The organism is Trichocoleus sp. ST-U2, assembly GCF_039961875.1.
Classification (GTDB): domain Bacteria; phylum Cyanobacteriota; class Cyanobacteriia; order Cyanobacteriales; family FACHB-T130; genus FACHB-T130.
Genome location: NZ_JAMPJY010000059.1, coordinates 1 through 16860, shown reverse-complemented (window position 1 = coordinate 16860; position 16860 = coordinate 1). Strand labels below are relative to the sequence as shown.

Annotated in this window: 13 protein-coding genes; 8 read left to right on the top strand and 5 right to left on the bottom strand. The window is 46.5% G+C overall.

Going from position 1 to position 16860, the window contains the following annotated elements:
- Window positions 1-60: 60 nt before the first annotated feature.
- Window positions 61-3219: an MFS transporter gene (locus tag NC996_RS25335; protein ID WP_190684392.1), complete on the bottom strand. Its 3159-nt coding sequence runs from the start codon at window positions 3217-3219 to the stop codon at window positions 61-63.
- Window positions 3220-3487: 268 nt separating this feature from the next.
- Between NC996_RS25335 and NC996_RS25330 the strand changes: the two genes are divergently transcribed.
- A complete protein-coding gene (locus NC996_RS25330; RefSeq protein ID WP_190684388.1) occupies window positions 3488-4114 on the top strand; it encodes a TenA family transcriptional regulator in 627 nt (208 codons plus the stop codon).
- Window positions 4115-4144: 30 nt separating this feature from the next.
- Here NC996_RS25330 and NC996_RS25325 read toward each other — a convergent pair whose 3' ends face one another.
- Window positions 4145-4597 (bottom strand): hypothetical protein, encoded by a 453-nt coding sequence (locus NC996_RS25325; RefSeq protein WP_190684385.1) that lies wholly within the window; start codon window positions 4595-4597, stop codon window positions 4145-4147.
- Window positions 4598-4723: 126 nt separating this feature from the next.
- On the opposite strand from NC996_RS25325, the gene NC996_RS25320 reads away from it, so the two are divergent.
- Window positions 4724-5683 carry a site-specific DNA-methyltransferase gene (locus tag NC996_RS25320; RefSeq protein WP_190684382.1) on the top strand — a complete coding sequence of 320 codons (960 nt, stop codon included), beginning with the start codon at window positions 4724-4726 and terminating at the stop codon, window positions 5681-5683.
- A gap of 21 nt (window positions 5684-5704) precedes the next feature.
- Here NC996_RS25320 and NC996_RS25315 read toward each other — a convergent pair whose 3' ends face one another.
- A complete protein-coding gene (locus tag NC996_RS25315) occupies window positions 5705-6262 on the bottom strand; it encodes a Uma2 family endonuclease (protein ID WP_190411504.1) in 558 nt (185 codons plus the stop codon).
- 267 nt (window positions 6263-6529) lie between these two features.
- Here NC996_RS25315 and NC996_RS25310 point away from each other — a divergent pair, with 267 nt between their 5' ends.
- Entirely contained in the window at window positions 6530-6949 is a 420-nt protein-coding gene (locus NC996_RS25310; RefSeq protein WP_190411505.1) for a peptidylprolyl isomerase, read from the top strand.
- Window positions 6950-7001: 52 nt separating this feature from the next.
- Here NC996_RS25310 and NC996_RS25305 read toward each other — a convergent pair whose 3' ends face one another.
- Window positions 7002-7400 carry a DUF4112 domain-containing protein gene (locus NC996_RS25305; RefSeq protein ID WP_190411506.1) on the bottom strand — a complete coding sequence of 133 codons (399 nt, stop codon included), beginning with the start codon at window positions 7398-7400 and terminating at the stop codon, window positions 7002-7004.
- 154 nt (window positions 7401-7554) lie between these two features.
- On the opposite strand from NC996_RS25305, the gene NC996_RS25300 reads away from it, so the two are divergent.
- Window positions 7555-8037: a pentapeptide repeat-containing protein gene (locus NC996_RS25300; RefSeq protein ID WP_190411716.1), complete on the top strand. Its 483-nt coding sequence runs from the start codon at window positions 7555-7557 to the stop codon at window positions 8035-8037.
- A gap of 116 nt (window positions 8038-8153) precedes the next feature.
- On the opposite strand, the gene NC996_RS25295 is transcribed toward NC996_RS25300, so the two are convergent.
- Window positions 8154-9968 (bottom strand): ABC transporter ATP-binding protein, encoded by a 1815-nt coding sequence (locus NC996_RS25295; RefSeq protein ID WP_190684379.1) that lies wholly within the window; start codon window positions 9966-9968, stop codon window positions 8154-8156.
- A gap of 481 nt (window positions 9969-10449) precedes the next feature.
- Between NC996_RS25295 and NC996_RS25290 the strand changes: the two genes are divergently transcribed.
- The 4 genes from NC996_RS25290 to NC996_RS25275 all read left to right on the top strand — a co-directional run bounded on the left by NC996_RS25290 (window position 10450) and on the right by NC996_RS25275 (window position 15862).
- Window positions 10450-11187: a DVUA0089 family protein gene (locus NC996_RS25290; RefSeq protein WP_190684376.1), complete on the top strand. Its 738-nt coding sequence runs from the start codon at window positions 10450-10452 to the stop codon at window positions 11185-11187.
- Window positions 11188-11510: 323 nt separating this feature from the next.
- Window positions 11511-12830 (top strand): DUF4331 domain-containing protein, encoded by a 1320-nt coding sequence (locus NC996_RS25285; RefSeq protein ID WP_190684373.1) that lies wholly within the window; start codon window positions 11511-11513, stop codon window positions 12828-12830.
- 192 nt (window positions 12831-13022) lie between these two features.
- Entirely contained in the window at window positions 13023-14438 is a 1416-nt protein-coding gene (locus tag NC996_RS25280) for a tetratricopeptide repeat protein (RefSeq protein ID WP_190684370.1), read from the top strand.
- Window positions 14435-15862 (top strand): sulfite exporter TauE/SafE family protein, encoded by a 1428-nt coding sequence (locus tag NC996_RS25275; protein ID WP_190684367.1) that lies wholly within the window; start codon window positions 14435-14437, stop codon window positions 15860-15862. Before NC996_RS25280 ends, NC996_RS25275 begins: the two co-directional genes overlap by 4 nt.
- Window positions 15863-16860 lie beyond the last annotated feature (998 nt).

The following is a 16860-nucleotide window of genomic DNA, read 5'->3' as shown; positions in this document are numbered from 1 at the left end:
AAAATATAAGAAAAAGCCTCCTGAAAAGGAGGCTTAACTTGCTTGGAAATCGTTAAAGCTTTAGCTAAAGAAAGCGAAACCAGATACAGCGATGACTCCAGCGATCGCTGCGGTGGCGACAGAAGTTAGCGCGGTTCCAAAGAGCCACCAGGCAGCGGTTGCAGCAGATTTTCGGGTTTCCTCCGCTTGCTGCTTCGCTTTGTGCTTGAGGTCTTTGATGCGTCGTTTCGTTTCCTGCTGGAAGCGTTCAGCGCGGTGTATCGTACTCTCGCGCACCCCTTCAATCTGGTCGATGAGTCGGTTGGCATCCGCTTGGGAAATATCCTCGCGAGAACTCAACAGAGCCACCAAAGTGTCCCGATCGAATTGCGAGAGGCGATCGCGCATCGCGTCAAATCCAGCTTGCGGATCGTCAAAGAGTTTCCGGAAGTCGCGCTTAATACCCTCGTAATTGAGTTCTGGACGCTCCAGGGAGTTGAAGTAATTGCGAATTTTGCCAAAAACTCCGTCAAGCACCGATTGCACTTTATGCTGGGCATTCTGCGCTTGTTCGACAAACTGATGGCGAACCGATTCGATTTGATCGACAATCCGGTTGGCTTCTTCCTCGGAAATATCCTCCCGTTGCGATAGGAGTGCAACAAAGGTAGAACGGTCGAAATGAGAGAAGCGATCGCGAATATTCTTCCACCCGGCTTGTGGATCGCTCAGCATTAATTGCAACTCTCGTTTGATGCTTTCCGGGTTGAGTTCTTCTTTGTCAGTGTTCCGCAGGTAATCTTCCAAATCGGTTTGGAAATTCCGAACCGTGTCTCTGGCACGGGTTGCCAAGCGGCGCGGGGCTTTGACAATGCTGTGAATCGCCTCTTGCACCCGATCGATTGCCCGATTGACTTGCTCTTCGCTTAAGTCTTCTCGTTGACTCAGCAGCTTCACCAAGGTTTCCCGATCGACGTGAGACAGCCGTTCTCTCAGGGCCAAACTTCCCTCTTTCGGGTCATTCAGGAGTTTTGCCAAATCCTGCTGGATGCCTTGCGGATCGAGTTCTTCCAGGTTGGTGTTTTGCAGATACTCAGCAATCTGGTTCGTCACTTGGTCGTAGCGATCCTTCGCTTGACCGGCTAATTGTTGCGGTGCGTGCAGAATAGTCTCTCGCACCGATTCGATCTGATGGATTGTGCCATCGATCTGTTCTTCGCCCAGATCGCCGCGTCCCTTGAGCAATTGCACCAGCGTATCGCGGTCAAAGTGAGAAAGTCGCGTCCGGAGTGCGGCAAGTCCTGCCTGAGGGTCATTGAGAAGCGTTTGCAACTCTCGCTTGATGTCTTCAGGATTCAGTTCTTCTTTGTGAGTCTCGCGCAGATAGGATTCTACCCTTTGCCACAGTCCTTCGGCTTCAGATTTAGCGCGATCTTGCAATTCTTGAGCTTGAGACAAGACGCGATCGCGCGTACTTTCCAACTGACCGATGAGTTGATCGGCTTCCTCTTGACTCAAGTCTTCCCGTTGAGAGAGGAGTTGTACTAAAGTATCGCGGTCAAATTGCGATAAGCGATCGCTTAAAGCATCAATTCCAGCATCCGGATCTTCTAGAAGTGCTTTGAAATCGCGCTCAATGCCTTCTGGGTTTAGTTCTTCCTTCCCCGTCGAGTGCAGATAATGTTCGACGCGATCGCGAAGGTCTTGCGACTGTTCTTGAGATTCCGCACCCTGGACAGTTTCAAAAACTTCTTGCCGAATACTATCCATCTGCTCGGCAATATCCGCGACTTGCTCGGAGGTGAAAGTACCCCGTGCTTCCAGCACCCTCACAAAATAGTCCCGATTCAATTGCTCTATCTGCTGCCGAACTTTTCCAGGAGCTGCATCCGAATCGTAAATAACTTCTCTAAATTCCTGCTTAATCGTTTCTCGGTTCAGGTGCCAAGGTTTGGAATTTAGCAAGTAGTTTTCTACATCCGCCTTAATCGTGCTAAAAGATGGCGCAGGCACCTTATCGGCAACTTTTGTCCCAACCGTTTTAGCTTGTTCAGTTGCTTGCTCTTTCAAATGTTGCAACTGGCTGGAAATTTTTTCCACATCTAAATCGGAGAGATCCGTTCGCTTCATGACTTCTCCCAGTAACGCAGTTACACCCAACTGCATGGAGTGTTCCATCAAGCCATTGCCATGACTGCGCTCTGATTTGCCTTGTCCAACTCCAACAAGTTGAGAAAGCTTGGCAGAAAGCTCATTAGATTTCAACTCCTCTGGAGCGGCTTGTTTCAGAAAGTTGAGTAATTCAACCTGCGGATCTGTTTCCGTTGGTTTTTCTGTTCCCTGTTGTTGACCTAATACCTTCTGCCAAACAACTTCCAATTGCTCCGCAATCCGATTAACATCCTGCTTAGAGAAATCACTGCGGCTACTCACTAAATCCACAAAAGTCTGGCGATTGACATTGCGTAAAACGTCATTCCCCGCAATAGATTTCACATCAACATCGCTAAGTAACTTTTCTAAGTCGCTGCGAACCTTATTGATGTCTAGCTTTGGCAGTTGCAAATCTGTAAAGTAATCCTTAATTGTTTCTCGCAAGCTATCCGGATCGAGAGACGAACTCAATTCCCGGCGAACGGCGGCGGCGGATGCTTCAGCAGTAGAAACAATCTGCCTATTTATCGCACTCCCACCAAGCGCAGTGCTGGCTGTAGCCATCACCCCTTGCATCCCTGAACCCGCAGTGTTCACGACTGAACCAATTAAGGAACCCACCGCCGTAGAACTTACCCAAAGGAGCAGCAAAAAATAAGCTGACCAAATTACGACGCCAGTTATTGCACCCAAAGTGACGCTGTTAATCAGAGTCAGCTTCACCGCCAGAAAACAAGCAATAAATAGGGCAATATTGACGGTCAATAATGTCCAAATTCCTACCTTAGATTCAATGCTGCGAACTTTTTCTCCCCAAGTTTCTGCATCATCATCATCGCCATCTAAGGGATTCTCTGCGGATGAAATTCCGGCAGCAATAGAAAAATTAGTTAACAAAAATTGGAAAGCAAATGCCATCAATACTCCGGCGGTCAAGGCAACAAAAAACTGTGGACTTGAAAAGACAAGTGTTGCCTCTTGTATGGGAGTATTCGCGGCTTGAGTTCCAGTCTGAGTAACTGGAATTTTGGCAAGATAAAATTCTGTGCTGGACAAATCCAGCATCATTTTTACACTTTGAAACATGGTATTTACGCCTTCAAAGTCGAAAGACTGCCTCTATGAGAGGTTGCGTTCTGAGTACACTTTTGTTTATACTTTTGTAACGTTGTATCCTAACGCTCTATACTCAGTGTGAGTAAAAAACTTTAGAGAATAACTCTCTCTAAAGTCTGAAAATTAGCTCAGCCTAAAGTTAAGAAATTAAACAAGAAGGCGATCGCTAAAACTCACTAAACTTAAGTATTAATACTCAATTTTTCAATAAACTGCTAATCTACAATCTAAAATAGAGATGACCTTAAGCTGTCAACAACTTCTTCAAAAACATACTCAAGTCTGGCACGAAGCAACGGTGCATCCTTTCCTGGTGCAATGCAAATTAGGAACCATTCAGCCCCAGCAATTTAACACCTGGCTGGTACAAGATTATCTCTTTGTTGTAGAGTTCACACGGATGGTGGCTAGGCTATTAGCGATCGCGCCTTCTCATCATTTTGATGTACTTTTGGGCGGATTAGTCGCGCTGAAAGATGAACTCAACTGGTTCAAAGCAAAAGCATCTGAGCGACAATTGAATCTCAATACCCAAAAACAATCCACTTGCACAGAATACTGTGACTATATGCACAGTCTTTCGACAATGCCACACCCAGTGCAAGCGACTGCACTGTGGGCAATTGAGCTTGCTTACAATCAAGGTTGGCAATTACCAGGAGTCATGCCAGATCCCTATGCTGAGTTTGCCGACCGCTGGGGAAATCCAGGTTTTACGGAATATGTAAAACTCTTGGAACAGCAAGCAGATGAAGCGCTGCAAACTGCATCAGCAACCGTTCAGCATCAAGCCGAAGAAGCTTTTTTAAAGGTGGCTGAATTAGAGCAGGATTTCTGGCAGATGGCTTTTAATGCGGCATCCTAGATAAAACAGGTAAAAAGAAGCCTATAAAGGCTAATCCATGTAATCGTTTGTAATGTCAAGATCGTCCGGATTATTTGAAGCAACTGGGCGATTTCCAGCTATATGCATTGTCTCATCAATGTGAAGATTGCTAGAGCCAATTGGACGGTGCCCATCTACGTCAACAGTGCCCTGAACTTGAAAATCATTTGAAGTAATTGGGCGCTTTCCATCAATGTCCACGGTTTCACGAACCTGAATATCGCTTGGGTCAATCGGTCGGTGTCCATCTACGTCAAGAGTTTCCTCAAACTGAAGATTACTAGAGGTAATCGGTCGGCGTCCATCTACGTCAAGAGTGTCTTCAATCTGAATATTATCTGGCGCGATTGGACGCTTCCCATCTATATCAATCGTGTGAGGAACCTGTTTTGGTTCGCTAGGTGAAGGAGAGGCAATATTTTTCTCCTGATTATTTCCCTTTTTTGGATTATCTCTGTTCATATTGTGACCTCTTACTTTACGCCTATGTTATTTATAACGTAATACAAGCTATAAAGAGCTTGTATTTGCTGATAATTGACTTAATTATACAATTTGTTTTGAAAGTATTCGTGAAAAATGGCAGCGATGAATCTAAAGAAACCTTTGTACGCTACAAATTACGGCGCTGCCTATATTGGTGATTCGCTTGAATTGCTAGACTGCCTTGAATCTGACTCAATCGATCTAGTAATGACCTCTCCTCCATTTGCTTTGCTACGCGAAAAGAGTTATGGAAATGTTGAGCAAGAAGCCTATATCGATTGGCTATTTCCCTTCTGTCGAAAAGTGCATCGCGTATTATCACCGCAGGGAAGTTTTGTCATCGATCTAGGTGGTGCTTATCAAAGTAAACGTCCAGTGCGATCGCTCTACAATTACCGGATTTTAATTAAACTCTGCGATCAGCTAGATTTTCGCTTAGCTGAGGAGTTTTTTTGGCACAACCCTTCTAAGTTACCTTCGCCGATTGAATGGGTGAATAAACGTAAGATCCGCGCGAAGGATTCTGTCAATACTGTCTGGTGGTTGTCAAAAACTGACTATCCTAAAGCGAATGTGAGTAACGTACTGGTTCCTTATTCGGAACGAATGAAAAAGCTACACGAGAATCCTGAAAAATACTATAAACCCAAAGCACGTCCTTCAGGTCACGATATTGGATCGGGTTTTGCTACTAATAACGGCGGTGCCATTCCCTCCAACTTGTTGCAAATTCCTAATAGTGAAAGCAATTCTCGATACATTCAACTTTGCAAAGCCGTTGGAATTGCTGCACATCCGGCGCGGTTTCCGCAAAAACTGCCGAGGTTTTTTATTAACTTCCTCACCGATCCAGGAGATACAGTCCTCGATATTTTTGCTGGATCGAATACGACTGGCGCGGCGGCTGAGGCTTTGCGACGGCGTTGGATTGCTTTTGAGCAAAATCCGTCTTATTTAGCTGCTTCTGCTTTCAGATTTTTAGAGGATAACCAAAGTATTGAGGCAGCTTCAGCTCTATTTAAAAAACTGGTGACAAAGCCCGAAATAAGCAATATTTCTTAGTTTAGCGATCGCCACTTAAAATTAAAGTACTTCTGCTTCTTCAAAAACCTGTTTTGGTGTGATTTCCAATCCAGGAAATAATGAATCTATAATTGGTGCGCTATCAGTGTAGAGTTGACTTGTTTTATCTGGAGAAAAAACTCTAATACTTATGGCTTCAGGATCTACAATCCAAACTCGTAACACACCAGTATCAAAGTAGTCCTTAGCCTTGTCTTCAAATTCTTTTATAGTTTGGTCTGGGGAAATAATCTCAATTGCCAGTTCAGGAGCCACAGGACAGGCTTCGTTACGCTTCCAACTAGCGGGTAGCCGTTCATAAGAGATGTACGTTACATCAGGTACAGGTGCCCAATCCTGACCATTCCGTTTCAACAGCACCGCCCACTCTTGAACAACTCGTCCACGCCCTTTGCACCAGGCACGAATCAGAACCATCAAAGCAAACTGTACAGTTGAATGAAAGTATTTTGGAGACACTTTAGGCACTACCTGACCATCTATAAATTCATAGATTACATCCCCTTCTGGCAAAGCCAGAAAGTCTTGTAGTGTGAGCTTGGTTCCAGTGCCTACCATGACCCTAAGCTACCTAAGCAGGTGATAAATAAACTTATTATACAAAAGCTTTTGATGGCTAGGTGACGCTCGCATAGAGCGTACCACTTGTGCTATATGCTTCGAGCTAGATGCGTCAGAACAGTAAATCTGTAGCAGCGTCAAAGGATTACAGTTTTAAAATTAGATAAAGTAAAGATAGAGTGTTTTTGTTCTACTATAGTTTGTTTGTGGCATATTCCTAGCCACATCAATCAATCATCCGAAGGGATTAGAAAAGGAGAAACTATGACTCGCGCGATTATGGAAACCGACAAAGGCACAATCAATTTGGAGCTGTTTGACAAAGATGCACCGAACACGGTGAAAAATTTTGTTGACTTATCTGAAAAAGGGTTTTACGACGGTCTTAATTTCCACCGAGTCATCCCTAACTTTATGATTCAGGGCGGCTGTCCGCAGGGAACGGGAACAGGTGGTCCAGGGTACAAAATCAACTGTGAAATTAACCCCAATAAGCATCAGGCAGGAAGTTTATCAATGGCTCATGCGGGGCGCAATACGGGTGGAAGTCAATTCTTTATCTGTCACGCTCCTCAACCCCATTTAGACGGACAACACACAGTTTTTGGTAAAACTGAAGACATGAATGTAGTCAATGCGATTCGTCAGGGAGACAAAATTCTTTCTGTCAAGATTGAACGATAGTCTAAATGGCTTTTTAGCCGGAAGGAAGCGCTTCCTTCCGGCTTCGTTACTATCAATTGATGCTCGTTACAGTCTGAAGAGGGGTAACTTCATTCAGTTCGGGTTCAGCTACCTGAAGATGTTGCTCTAAAAGCGCCAAGTTACGGATATTTGACTTGTAGTATGCATCGAACAAGTCTCCCACCAAAGGCACCGAGCCGACTGTGGCTTCTAAGGCAATATTAAATATCATCTTTTGTAGGATTTCACGCGGTAAGCCGAAGCGGGCGGCTAAATAGATGATGTAAGCCGAAAACCCGGTGCTGATGATATCTCCGGCACCTGGAATCAGACCAATAATTGGGTCTAAACCGATACGAAAGCCGATGCCTGGGATTCGGATTGCATTATCCATCAGGCGGCTAAGTCTGCGGATGTGGTTGAGATTTTCGAGACGTTCAAGTGTGTTCATATTTCTAATTTTTGCACGAGGAATCCGCAGCATCTTATACCGTGAGAAGGAAAATTTCTTTTCTGGAATCATCCTAAAGTTAGTGGAACTGTCTGCCTAAAGTCAGAGATGTTTAATTTTAAGATTCCTTTATCTGAAGCCATGCTGGACAGTCATGCTAAACTCCCCAACGCAAGACCTTCTTTTTATTTGCACTCAATTTCTGGCACAAAATCCCCAAAAACGTTTGCAGAGTCTCAAAGACTTGGGGATAGCGCGTTATGCTGATTTTTTAACTAAAATGCCATTAACAGAAGCAAATGTAGCTTGCGTAATGCATTTTTTTAGAGATACAAGTCGCGTGAAATTCCCGAATCTTAGGGGAGCGGATTTATCTAACTTGAAGTTAGATGGCGTTAACTTTATCCGGGGTGATTTATCGGGGGCAAATTTGAGGGGAAGCAGTTTATTAGAAGCCGACCTTTTATTTGCCAATTTCACTGGAGCAGATTTGAGAAATGCGGATTTGAGGGGTGCAACTCTTAATGAGACAATATGGTCAGGTGCGGTGGTAGAAGATTGCCATTTTGGAAAAGGAATTGGGTTAACGGAGCAGCAGCGCAGAAACCTAAAAAGTCTCGGTGCTAGGTTTAATTAGCACCGGCGGCTCATCCGAGTTTTGGATGTTTAGCAACCGCTGTAGAGCGTTGGGTTGAACGATAGTGAAACCCAGCAGACAGCTTAATTTAGTGCCATTTATTTTAAATCTAATTGCTAATTTTTGCCGTTTTTGATGCCTGTCTGCACTTTCCAAAGGCTGGCATAAATTCCTTGGTCTTCTAATAGTTGTTCGTGTCGTCCTTGCTCTACTAAGAAGCCTTGTTCCATCACATAGATACAATCAGCATTCCGGACGGTGGAGAGGCGATGAGCGATCGCTATCGTGGTGCGATTGACGGTAATTCGTTCTAGCGATCGCTGAATGGCTGCTTCTGTCTCATTGTCTACGGCGGAGGTGGCTTCATCCAGAATCAGAATCGGCGGATCTTTCAAAACGGCACGCGCGATCGCTATCCGCTGTCTTTGCCCACCTGACAACTTTTGTCCCCGCTCACCTACAATTGTGTCGTAACCTTGGGGAAGTTGCAAGATAAAGTCTTGAGCCTCGGCAATTTTAGCCGCTTCGATTACCTCAGCTTCAGTTGCATCAGGACTGCCGTAGGCGATATTTTCTTTCACCGTGCCGTGAAATAAGAAGACATCCTGACTGACTAAACCAATACAGGAACGCAAATCTCTTAATTTCAAATCGCGTAATTCAATCCCATCCAATGTCACCGTTCCCGACTGAATTTCGTACAACCTCAGTAACAGTTTCACTAAGGTACTCTTCCCCGATCCAGTAGAACCGACAATGGCGATTGTTTTACCTGCGGGAATATGTAAAGAGAGATTTTGAATGACTGGATTTCGCCCGTTGTAGGCAAAAGTCACATTTTTTAATTCCATTTCACCCCGCACTGAAGCGACGGGTAAGGAAATGTGTCCCGAATGAATCGCAATCGGTGTATCCAACAGATTCATCACCCGATTTGTAGAAGCCATTGCCCGTTGATATTGATCGAGCGTTTCTCCCAATCTCGTCAAAGGCCAGAGCAACCGCTGGGTTAGGAATACCAATACACTGTAAGTACCCACAGACAATCTGCCAGCAGCTGCGTCCATCCCGCCGATTAACAGTGTTGCCGTGAATCCGACTAAAATAATGATGCGAATCAAGGGGACAAAAGCGGATGAAAGCGCGATCGCTCTCCGGTTACTTTGTCGATAAGCCTCACTTTCGACTGCCATCCTGCTCGCTTCATAGTCTTCCGTGACAAAGCTTTTAATCGTCGTCATTCCGCTCAAATTATTCGAGAGGCGACTGTTGAGCAGACTGACTTTTTCCCGAATCTCAGCATAGCGGGGGGCAAGGCGATGCTGAAAGACAATCGAACCCCACAGCACAAACGGCATTGGCAGCATCGCCATCCAAGCCACGCTGGGAGCCAGAATAAAGAAGGCACCGCCAATAATTACAACCGTTGTCGCTACTTGGAGGATTTCATTCGCGCCTCGATCCAAAAAGCGTTCCAGCTGATTGATATCGTCATTTAGGATAGACATCAAACCGCCAGTGCTGCGCTCTTCAAAATAAGCCAGTTCCAGCTCTTGGATATGGCTGTAGGCATCGAGGCGCAAGTCGTGTTCAATATTCTGGGCGAGATTGCGCCAAAGCAGGGCATAGGCGTACTCAAAGATAGATTCCAGCCCCCAGATAATGAAGCTGAGGAAGCTTAGGATCAGGAGTTGCCAAAAAACATCTTTGACGCCAAATTGAGCGATCGCTGAGTCTTGTTGCTTCACCACCACATCCACCGCTGCACCGATCAAGGCGGGTGGGGCTAAGTCAAAGATTTTATTGAGAATTGAGCAAACTGTTGCCTGCCAAATTTGAACGCGATAGTTGCGTCCATAGTCAATCAGACGCTTGAGGGGATGCGTCTTTTGCCTGATTTGGAATTGATTGCGGGATTTTTTAGGGGACAAAGTGAGAGTACGCGACGATAGTTACACCAGATTTTAACCACTGTAACAATTATCCATCTGACATCCCACGACTCTCTGATAGCAGGGGCGATCGCCCGATTGGTGTTATGCAACGCCGGGTGATATGAGTGTTGCACTTGCGATCGCTTTCTCTTGAGTTAGGCAAATGTGTTCCCCATTTTTCACTAATCTTGCTACCCAATTATTTGTTTGTATCTATCACGAGATAGATTTTTAAAGCAAATTTACAGATGAGTCAAGTTACAGGCTCAACAGAAATATCCAAGGCGTTTTTCAGAACCAAGAACAAGAAATGCCTGCTGGATTTTGCTTTTCTTTGACTCGCGCTTCTAGTTTCATTCTCTATCTTGAGACATATATTGAGCTGTAAAACAATCCATAACCAATCCATCGCCGTATCTTTTTTAGTCAAGAAATCAAAAAGGGAATCCTTCCGATTCCACTGAGGTAGAAGCCGCCAATGAAAAAACTAGCGCAGATAACCGCCATATCGGTACTGGTTATAGGGTTATCATCAGCTCATGCCCAAGCTGCCACATTCACAGAGAAAAGTGATGCTGGGAAGACTCTAAATACAGCAAAAATTATCCCATCAGGGTCGCAAATACTAGAGTTTATTACTGGGACACTTTCTGATAATGATGCTGACTTATTCCAAATTTTTCTGACCGGAGGACAGACATTCTCGGCGACAACAATTAGCCTGGATACGCTGGTAGGACTCCCAGTTGATAATGTTTTAGGTACCCCGACCGAGCTGCTTGAAGACCCGCAGTTATTCTTGTTTGATGCGGCTGGTAAGGGCATTTATGGGAATGACGATATCCCTGGCTTAAATTCACAATCAGTTTTATCCTCTGGTGGTTTTTCTCCCACTCAATCTGGTATTTACTATTTAGCGATTGCTAGCTCTGGTTACGATCCTGTAAGTGCATCTGGGAAAATTTTCTCGGCTGGAGCGGATGGAACTCTAGAACCGATGGGTTCGGGCGGAAACCTTTCCTTGAGCGGCTTTACAGGTACGAGCGCTACCAGTGGAAGATACGCGATCGCACTAACCGGAGTTACAACTAGTGCTGAAAGTAGCACGGCAAGCATTCCCGAACCCTCTGGAACATTAGGCATTTTAGCTTTGGGTACTTTAGGCGCAGTTTCTCATCTAAAAAAGAATAGAAGAAAACAAAAAATCACTAGCTGAGTTCCCAGCATTTTATGGTTGGTTATTGAGGAAAGGTGCAATCGTGCCTTTGTTGGTGGGACGCCAATAAACCAACAGGAATTTGTTTTATCACTGTATTTTTGATAATTGCGATTTCCTCAATGCAGAGGTTAGGGAAAGAGCGAAAATCTAGTGGTAATATAATTGCCAAAACAAGTTAAAGATTGATTTTTAACTTTCGGAAGAATCCATAACTAGCTCTGAGCCGTACTTCTTTTAAGCCTAGCGATTCAAAAGAAGATAAACATTCCCATTCCGCACCAATAAGTGACTGAATGGATACATCTTTAGGAAAAACTGAAATGAAGCAAAAAACTTGTGTTCCTGTGAAAGAAACTGCGGCTCCTCTCAACAAAATTGCAACTTCCCCTAAAAAACCTTCGCGTCGCTTTGGTTTAAGAAACCCAATCGGTTTGGGCGTACTTGTTTTAGGATTAGCTTTGATCGCTGGGATGACACCTCTCTATCTCAAAGCTTCTGACCATGATGATGGTGAGGTAGATGCCAAGGGACGCAACCTTAATTTAACCGACCTGTTTGTATTCCGGGAAAAAGAGCAGAACTCGAATGCATCTCAAAACGATCTGGTCTTGATTATGAATACGAACCCGCGATCGCTAGCGCGTCAGCAGTATTACTTTAGTACCAGAGCCAAGTACGAGTTCAAAGTGTCGCGGGTGGGGAATAATGACGCCACTCCCACGGGTAAGGAAGACGTGGTTCTGCAATTCACCTTTAGCCCACCGGATGCGAATCGCCAACAAACCATTACGATGACCGCCATCCGGGACGGTGCAATTGTTCTCCAAACCAAGAACCTCCGCACCACCCCGCTGAATCCCAACCCCAGTGCGCCGCCAATCGTTAATCAGGTATCCGGCGGTGGCGCTAACTTAGCCGTATTTGCGGGACTGCGGGAAGATCCATTCTTCTTCGACGTTGAGCAATATTTCCGGGTTCGCGCTGCTTTTCTTGGCATCGGTCCCGCAGTTTCTGGGTTCCGTCCACCCGAACAGGCTGTTGATTTTACCAAAGGATACAACGTCAACGCGATCGCAGTCCGAGTACCGATTAAATTCTTACAAGGCTCGACCTCCGCAACGACTTTTGATGTCTGGGAAACAATTTCAGTGCCCGGAGCAAACGGCAAATTTACTCAGTTTGAGCGACTAGCTCGACCGGCGATCAACGAGGGTCTAGTCGTCACAAACGACTTCCTGAACGCCCTAAACACCGTCAGTCCTGGTTTTGAAGCTGCTGCTTTGGCGGGTCAACAACCGGCTGCGAATATCGCAGGGCCAATCGTCGGGGAAGCGAAAAAGACGCTGTTAGCTTTTGGGAATACCGAGCAACGAGCGAACGCCTTGTTGGGTGCCTTTCTGCCAGACGTGATGCGAATCGACACTAGGGGACCCAGCGGATACGCCAACGCCCTGAATGCCAAAGGTAGCCCGATTCGGGGTCGCTTGATAAAAGATGATGTCATCGACATCACCTTAAGTGTCGTCACCGAGGGGAAGGTTACGAGTGATAACGTGTCCTACGACGGCGCACCTGGTAATCCAGCACAAGGACACAAGCCGTTACAACCCGCATTCCCCTATTTGGCTTTACCCAACTAGGTCAGGAGCGATGAACTGCGTACATTATCAGTGATGAAAATCTAACCTCCTTCTCACCTCTCCCTAACCCTCTCCCAAGAGGAGAGGGAAGCCCAATCAATCTTTTTTACGGGGGAGGGGGAATCACTGAAAACCCGTCCCCTACTAAGGGATGGGTTGGGGGAGAGGTTAACCGAGCTTAGAGACAGAAGCATGAAACGTGCTGAGTATTACAAATCTGAAATCTTGAAAGGTGGGTTGAGTGGGCGTCTTGTGCTGAAGCGTTGGTGGATACCGTTCTTAGTGGCGCTACCGATTGCCGGAGTTTTGGGAGGCTGGCGTTTGTGGAATCCCAGTGCTGAACTCGACGCTCCTTATCGTTATCCCTTTTCCCAATCACCCTCAGACAATATCACCACTGCTTTGGGACGGGAAATTGCTTTCTATCAGGAACGGATTCGGCGAAATCCAGGGGACGGACTGGATCGAACCTCCTTAGCCAAAGCCTATTTGAAGATGGCGCGGGCGACGGGGGATGCTAATTGGTATCTTATGGCGGAGCAGTCGGCAAAGCGATCGCTCGCTAATTTATCCTTTGATAATCAAGGTGCTATTTTGGTGCTGGCTCGGATTGCGGAAGCGAAACATGACTTCACAGAAGCGATTCGCTTGGCAAAACAGGTACTGCAAACCGAGTCTGGAAATGAAGATGCACTCTCGCTGCTGGTTACATCAAACTTGGCAATGGGCAAGGTGGATGAAGCCAACCGTGTCGCGAATGCTTTAGTAGATAAAATTCCCACGTTAGGCTCCTTGACACTTAGGGCTTTGGTAAAAGTTGCACAAGGTCAAGATGCAGCAGCTATTCAAGATTTCCAGCAAGCTCTAGCTGCTGAAGAACCGGGCGAGACAGGTAGTTCTGCTTGGACGCGGACGTTGCTGGGTCGGTTTTACTTCCAGCGAGGCAACCATCAACTTGCCAAAGAACTTTACCAGGAAGTTTTACGCATCCTGCCGCGATATCCCTTGGCTTTAGTCAATCTGGCAGAATTAGAGACTCGACTCGGACAGTATCGAGCAGCGGAGCGTCATTACTCCCAGGTCTTCGTTTCCCCAACCTACCAGAATGTATTCGATCACGTTGCCTTGCAGGGCATGGCACGGGTGAAGCATTTGCAGGGCGACGAGTCAGGCGCTCAGGAGTTATGGGGCAAAGCCGAAGCGTTAATCCGCCAGCATCAAAATATCACTTCTTTTGGGCACCGGCGCGAACTGGCACGCCTGTTACTGGAACGGGGGCGTTCCGAGGACTTGCCCGAAGCGCTTTCCCTAATGCAGGCAGAAGTCGCTATCCGCCGCGATGCCGAGACACTGGATACTCTAGCTTGGGCGCTTTGCCGTTCGGAACGCTGGCGGGAAGCTCAACAGGTCGTTGCCGAAGCGCTAGGGCGAGGCACTCGTGATGCGGGAATTTTTGCTCGCGCAGGCACGATTGAGCAGGCATTGGGGAATAATTCCCAAGCGATCGCTTATTTCCAAAAAGCTGAAGAAATCGACCCGACTTTTGACGAACAGACACAGCGATCGCAAAGACTTAACTCAAATTCTGCAACCGAGGTGAATCAATGAACGCAAAGTGGCGTCGATACGGCACGCTGAGCCTGCTGTCGTTTTTGGGAGCGATATTACTTTGGTTCGCTGCTGCTACCCCCAGTTACTCTCACTGGGCTGATTTATCAGTAGCTGAGATTATGGTGGGCGAGACTGAAACTCAAATGACACTCACCTTTCCCACAGGGTTGATGGCATTTGCCGATGACAACCAGGATAGTCAGGTGTCACCCGATGAAGTCCGCACTCATCAAACTCAGTTGCAGACATTCTTAAGCGATCGCATCCGCCTCAGCGATAACCAGAAGCAAAAAGCTACCCTAACCATTAATGCATCCGAGACCAGCGCCCTACCGCCAAACTTGAAAGTTACTACGGGCACCCACAGCAGCTTACAGCTCACCTACAACTGGTCTCAGCCGGTTCAAGGACTCCAGATCCACTACAATCTATTTCTGCCTGGAGTGCCAACTGCCACTTGCCTTGCAACGATTCTGCATTCCGGACAGGTGCAAAACTTTATCTTCAGCCCCACAAACCAGACATTTTCATTAATGCCGCCTGGTTTGGCGTGGCTTAACGGAGGAAGCTTGCTGATTGCGATCGCTGGCTCGTTTGCGTGGGGTGCCATGCACGCCCTCTCTCCCGGTCACGGCAAGACGATTGTGGGAGCCTACTTGGTGGGTTCTCATGCTACCCCGAAACACGCCCTATTTTTAGGGTTAGCAACGACAATCGCCCATACTACCGGAGTGTTTGCCTTGGGTGCGATCGCTCTGTTCGCCTCACAGTACATCCTACCCGATCAGTTATATCCCTGGCTTAGTGTCCTCTCCGGTTTGATGGTGGTGGCGATCGGTCTCAACTTGTTCATCAACCGCCTGCGGAGTCATAAAAGCGGCAAATCAGCGACGGCACATCAGCATCTTAGCTTTTCAGCTTCCCAGAGCCATTCCCACCGTCATCACAGCCACGAACCTCATCACCACGATCATCACCACGACGATTCTCATCACCACGAACCTCATCACCACCATCACCCTCACGAACCTCATCACCACGGCGAACATTCTCACCACAACCACTCGCACTTACCCCCAGGTGCGGATGGATCGCCCGTTACCTGGCGTAACCTGCTTGCCCTAGGTATTTCAGGCGGTTTGGTGCCGTGTCCTTCAGCCTTGGTTTTGCTGCTAAGCGCGATCGCACTGGGACGGATCGGCTTTGGACTGATGCTGGTGTTGACATTTAGTTTAGGACTCGCAGGGGTGCTAACTGGGTTGGGATTGCTACTTGTTTACAGCAAGCGCTTCTTCGATCGGCTACCGATTCAGATGCGGATTGTGAGGATTTTGCCTGCGGTGAGTGCATTAGTCATTGCCCTTTTGGGTGTAGGCATCACCACCCAAGCTTTGATGCAAACCGGGTTGATTCGGCTATAAAGCGATGCAATAGGAGCAAGCACTCCTATTGCATCGCTTGCCGAATCCGTTCTCTAAAAAATTGACATTTATCCCGCTAAGTAGGTATGGCGATCTAAATTGAATTATGAAATATTGGCAACAGTAATGAGTGATTTCCAATTTCCCATTGACCAAAGTTTTTTAGCCGTTTTTAATCTAAGATTTCACCCATCAAATCAACCATTAAAACTTAAGAAAAGCCAATGTTTAGATACTTTCGTTTAACAGCTACCGTATCTACTGCTCTCATTTCATTGTTTCCTGGTATAGCTTTTAGCCTCCCTTTACAGGCAGATTCTCCCTATCCAGTCGTGCCAGCTTCAAATATAGATATTCCGGTTTGCTATCTACAAACTGAAGATGGGAGAACTGTGGATCTCGGTAAATTATGCATTCAAGCCCCTGAAAATTCTCAGGCTCCTGTAAGTAGTAATTTTGGAGCTGGAAATTGCTACTTTGTTGACTCGGCTGGACAACCCTGTAGAGCTTCTTCAGCCAGTAACCCTCAGCTGTAACCGCCAAGAAATTGAATTGTTGCTCACTACCAATTCACTGTTTTGATGCCACATTTACGATTCCCCCAATCCGATTAAAAAGGGGCAATATAGCAGTTCTAAATGATTCTTAAAGGCGAGATCCCCCACTTCGAGAAAGAAGTCGGGGATCTCAAGGGCTGGCATCTCACAACTCAAATAGGATTGCGACAGACGGATATGTGTTAGACATAAACAGGAGTGACGCAAAAACCTCTCAAACTCTTATTCCTATGCGCTTGCGCGCAGGCTACGCCAACGTGTACGAGAGCGTCTAAAGCGAAGAGAGCGCTTCACAACTCTTAGGCGGTTCATTTTTCTGTTACTGGTGCGTAAGTCCTAATAAAGTGAAATAGTATTACTTGGCACCCAAGCCAGAGTTACTTAACGACATGGGTAGGCGATACGACATCCTGGTTGAGTCGGCTGTCCTGAGCGGACGAG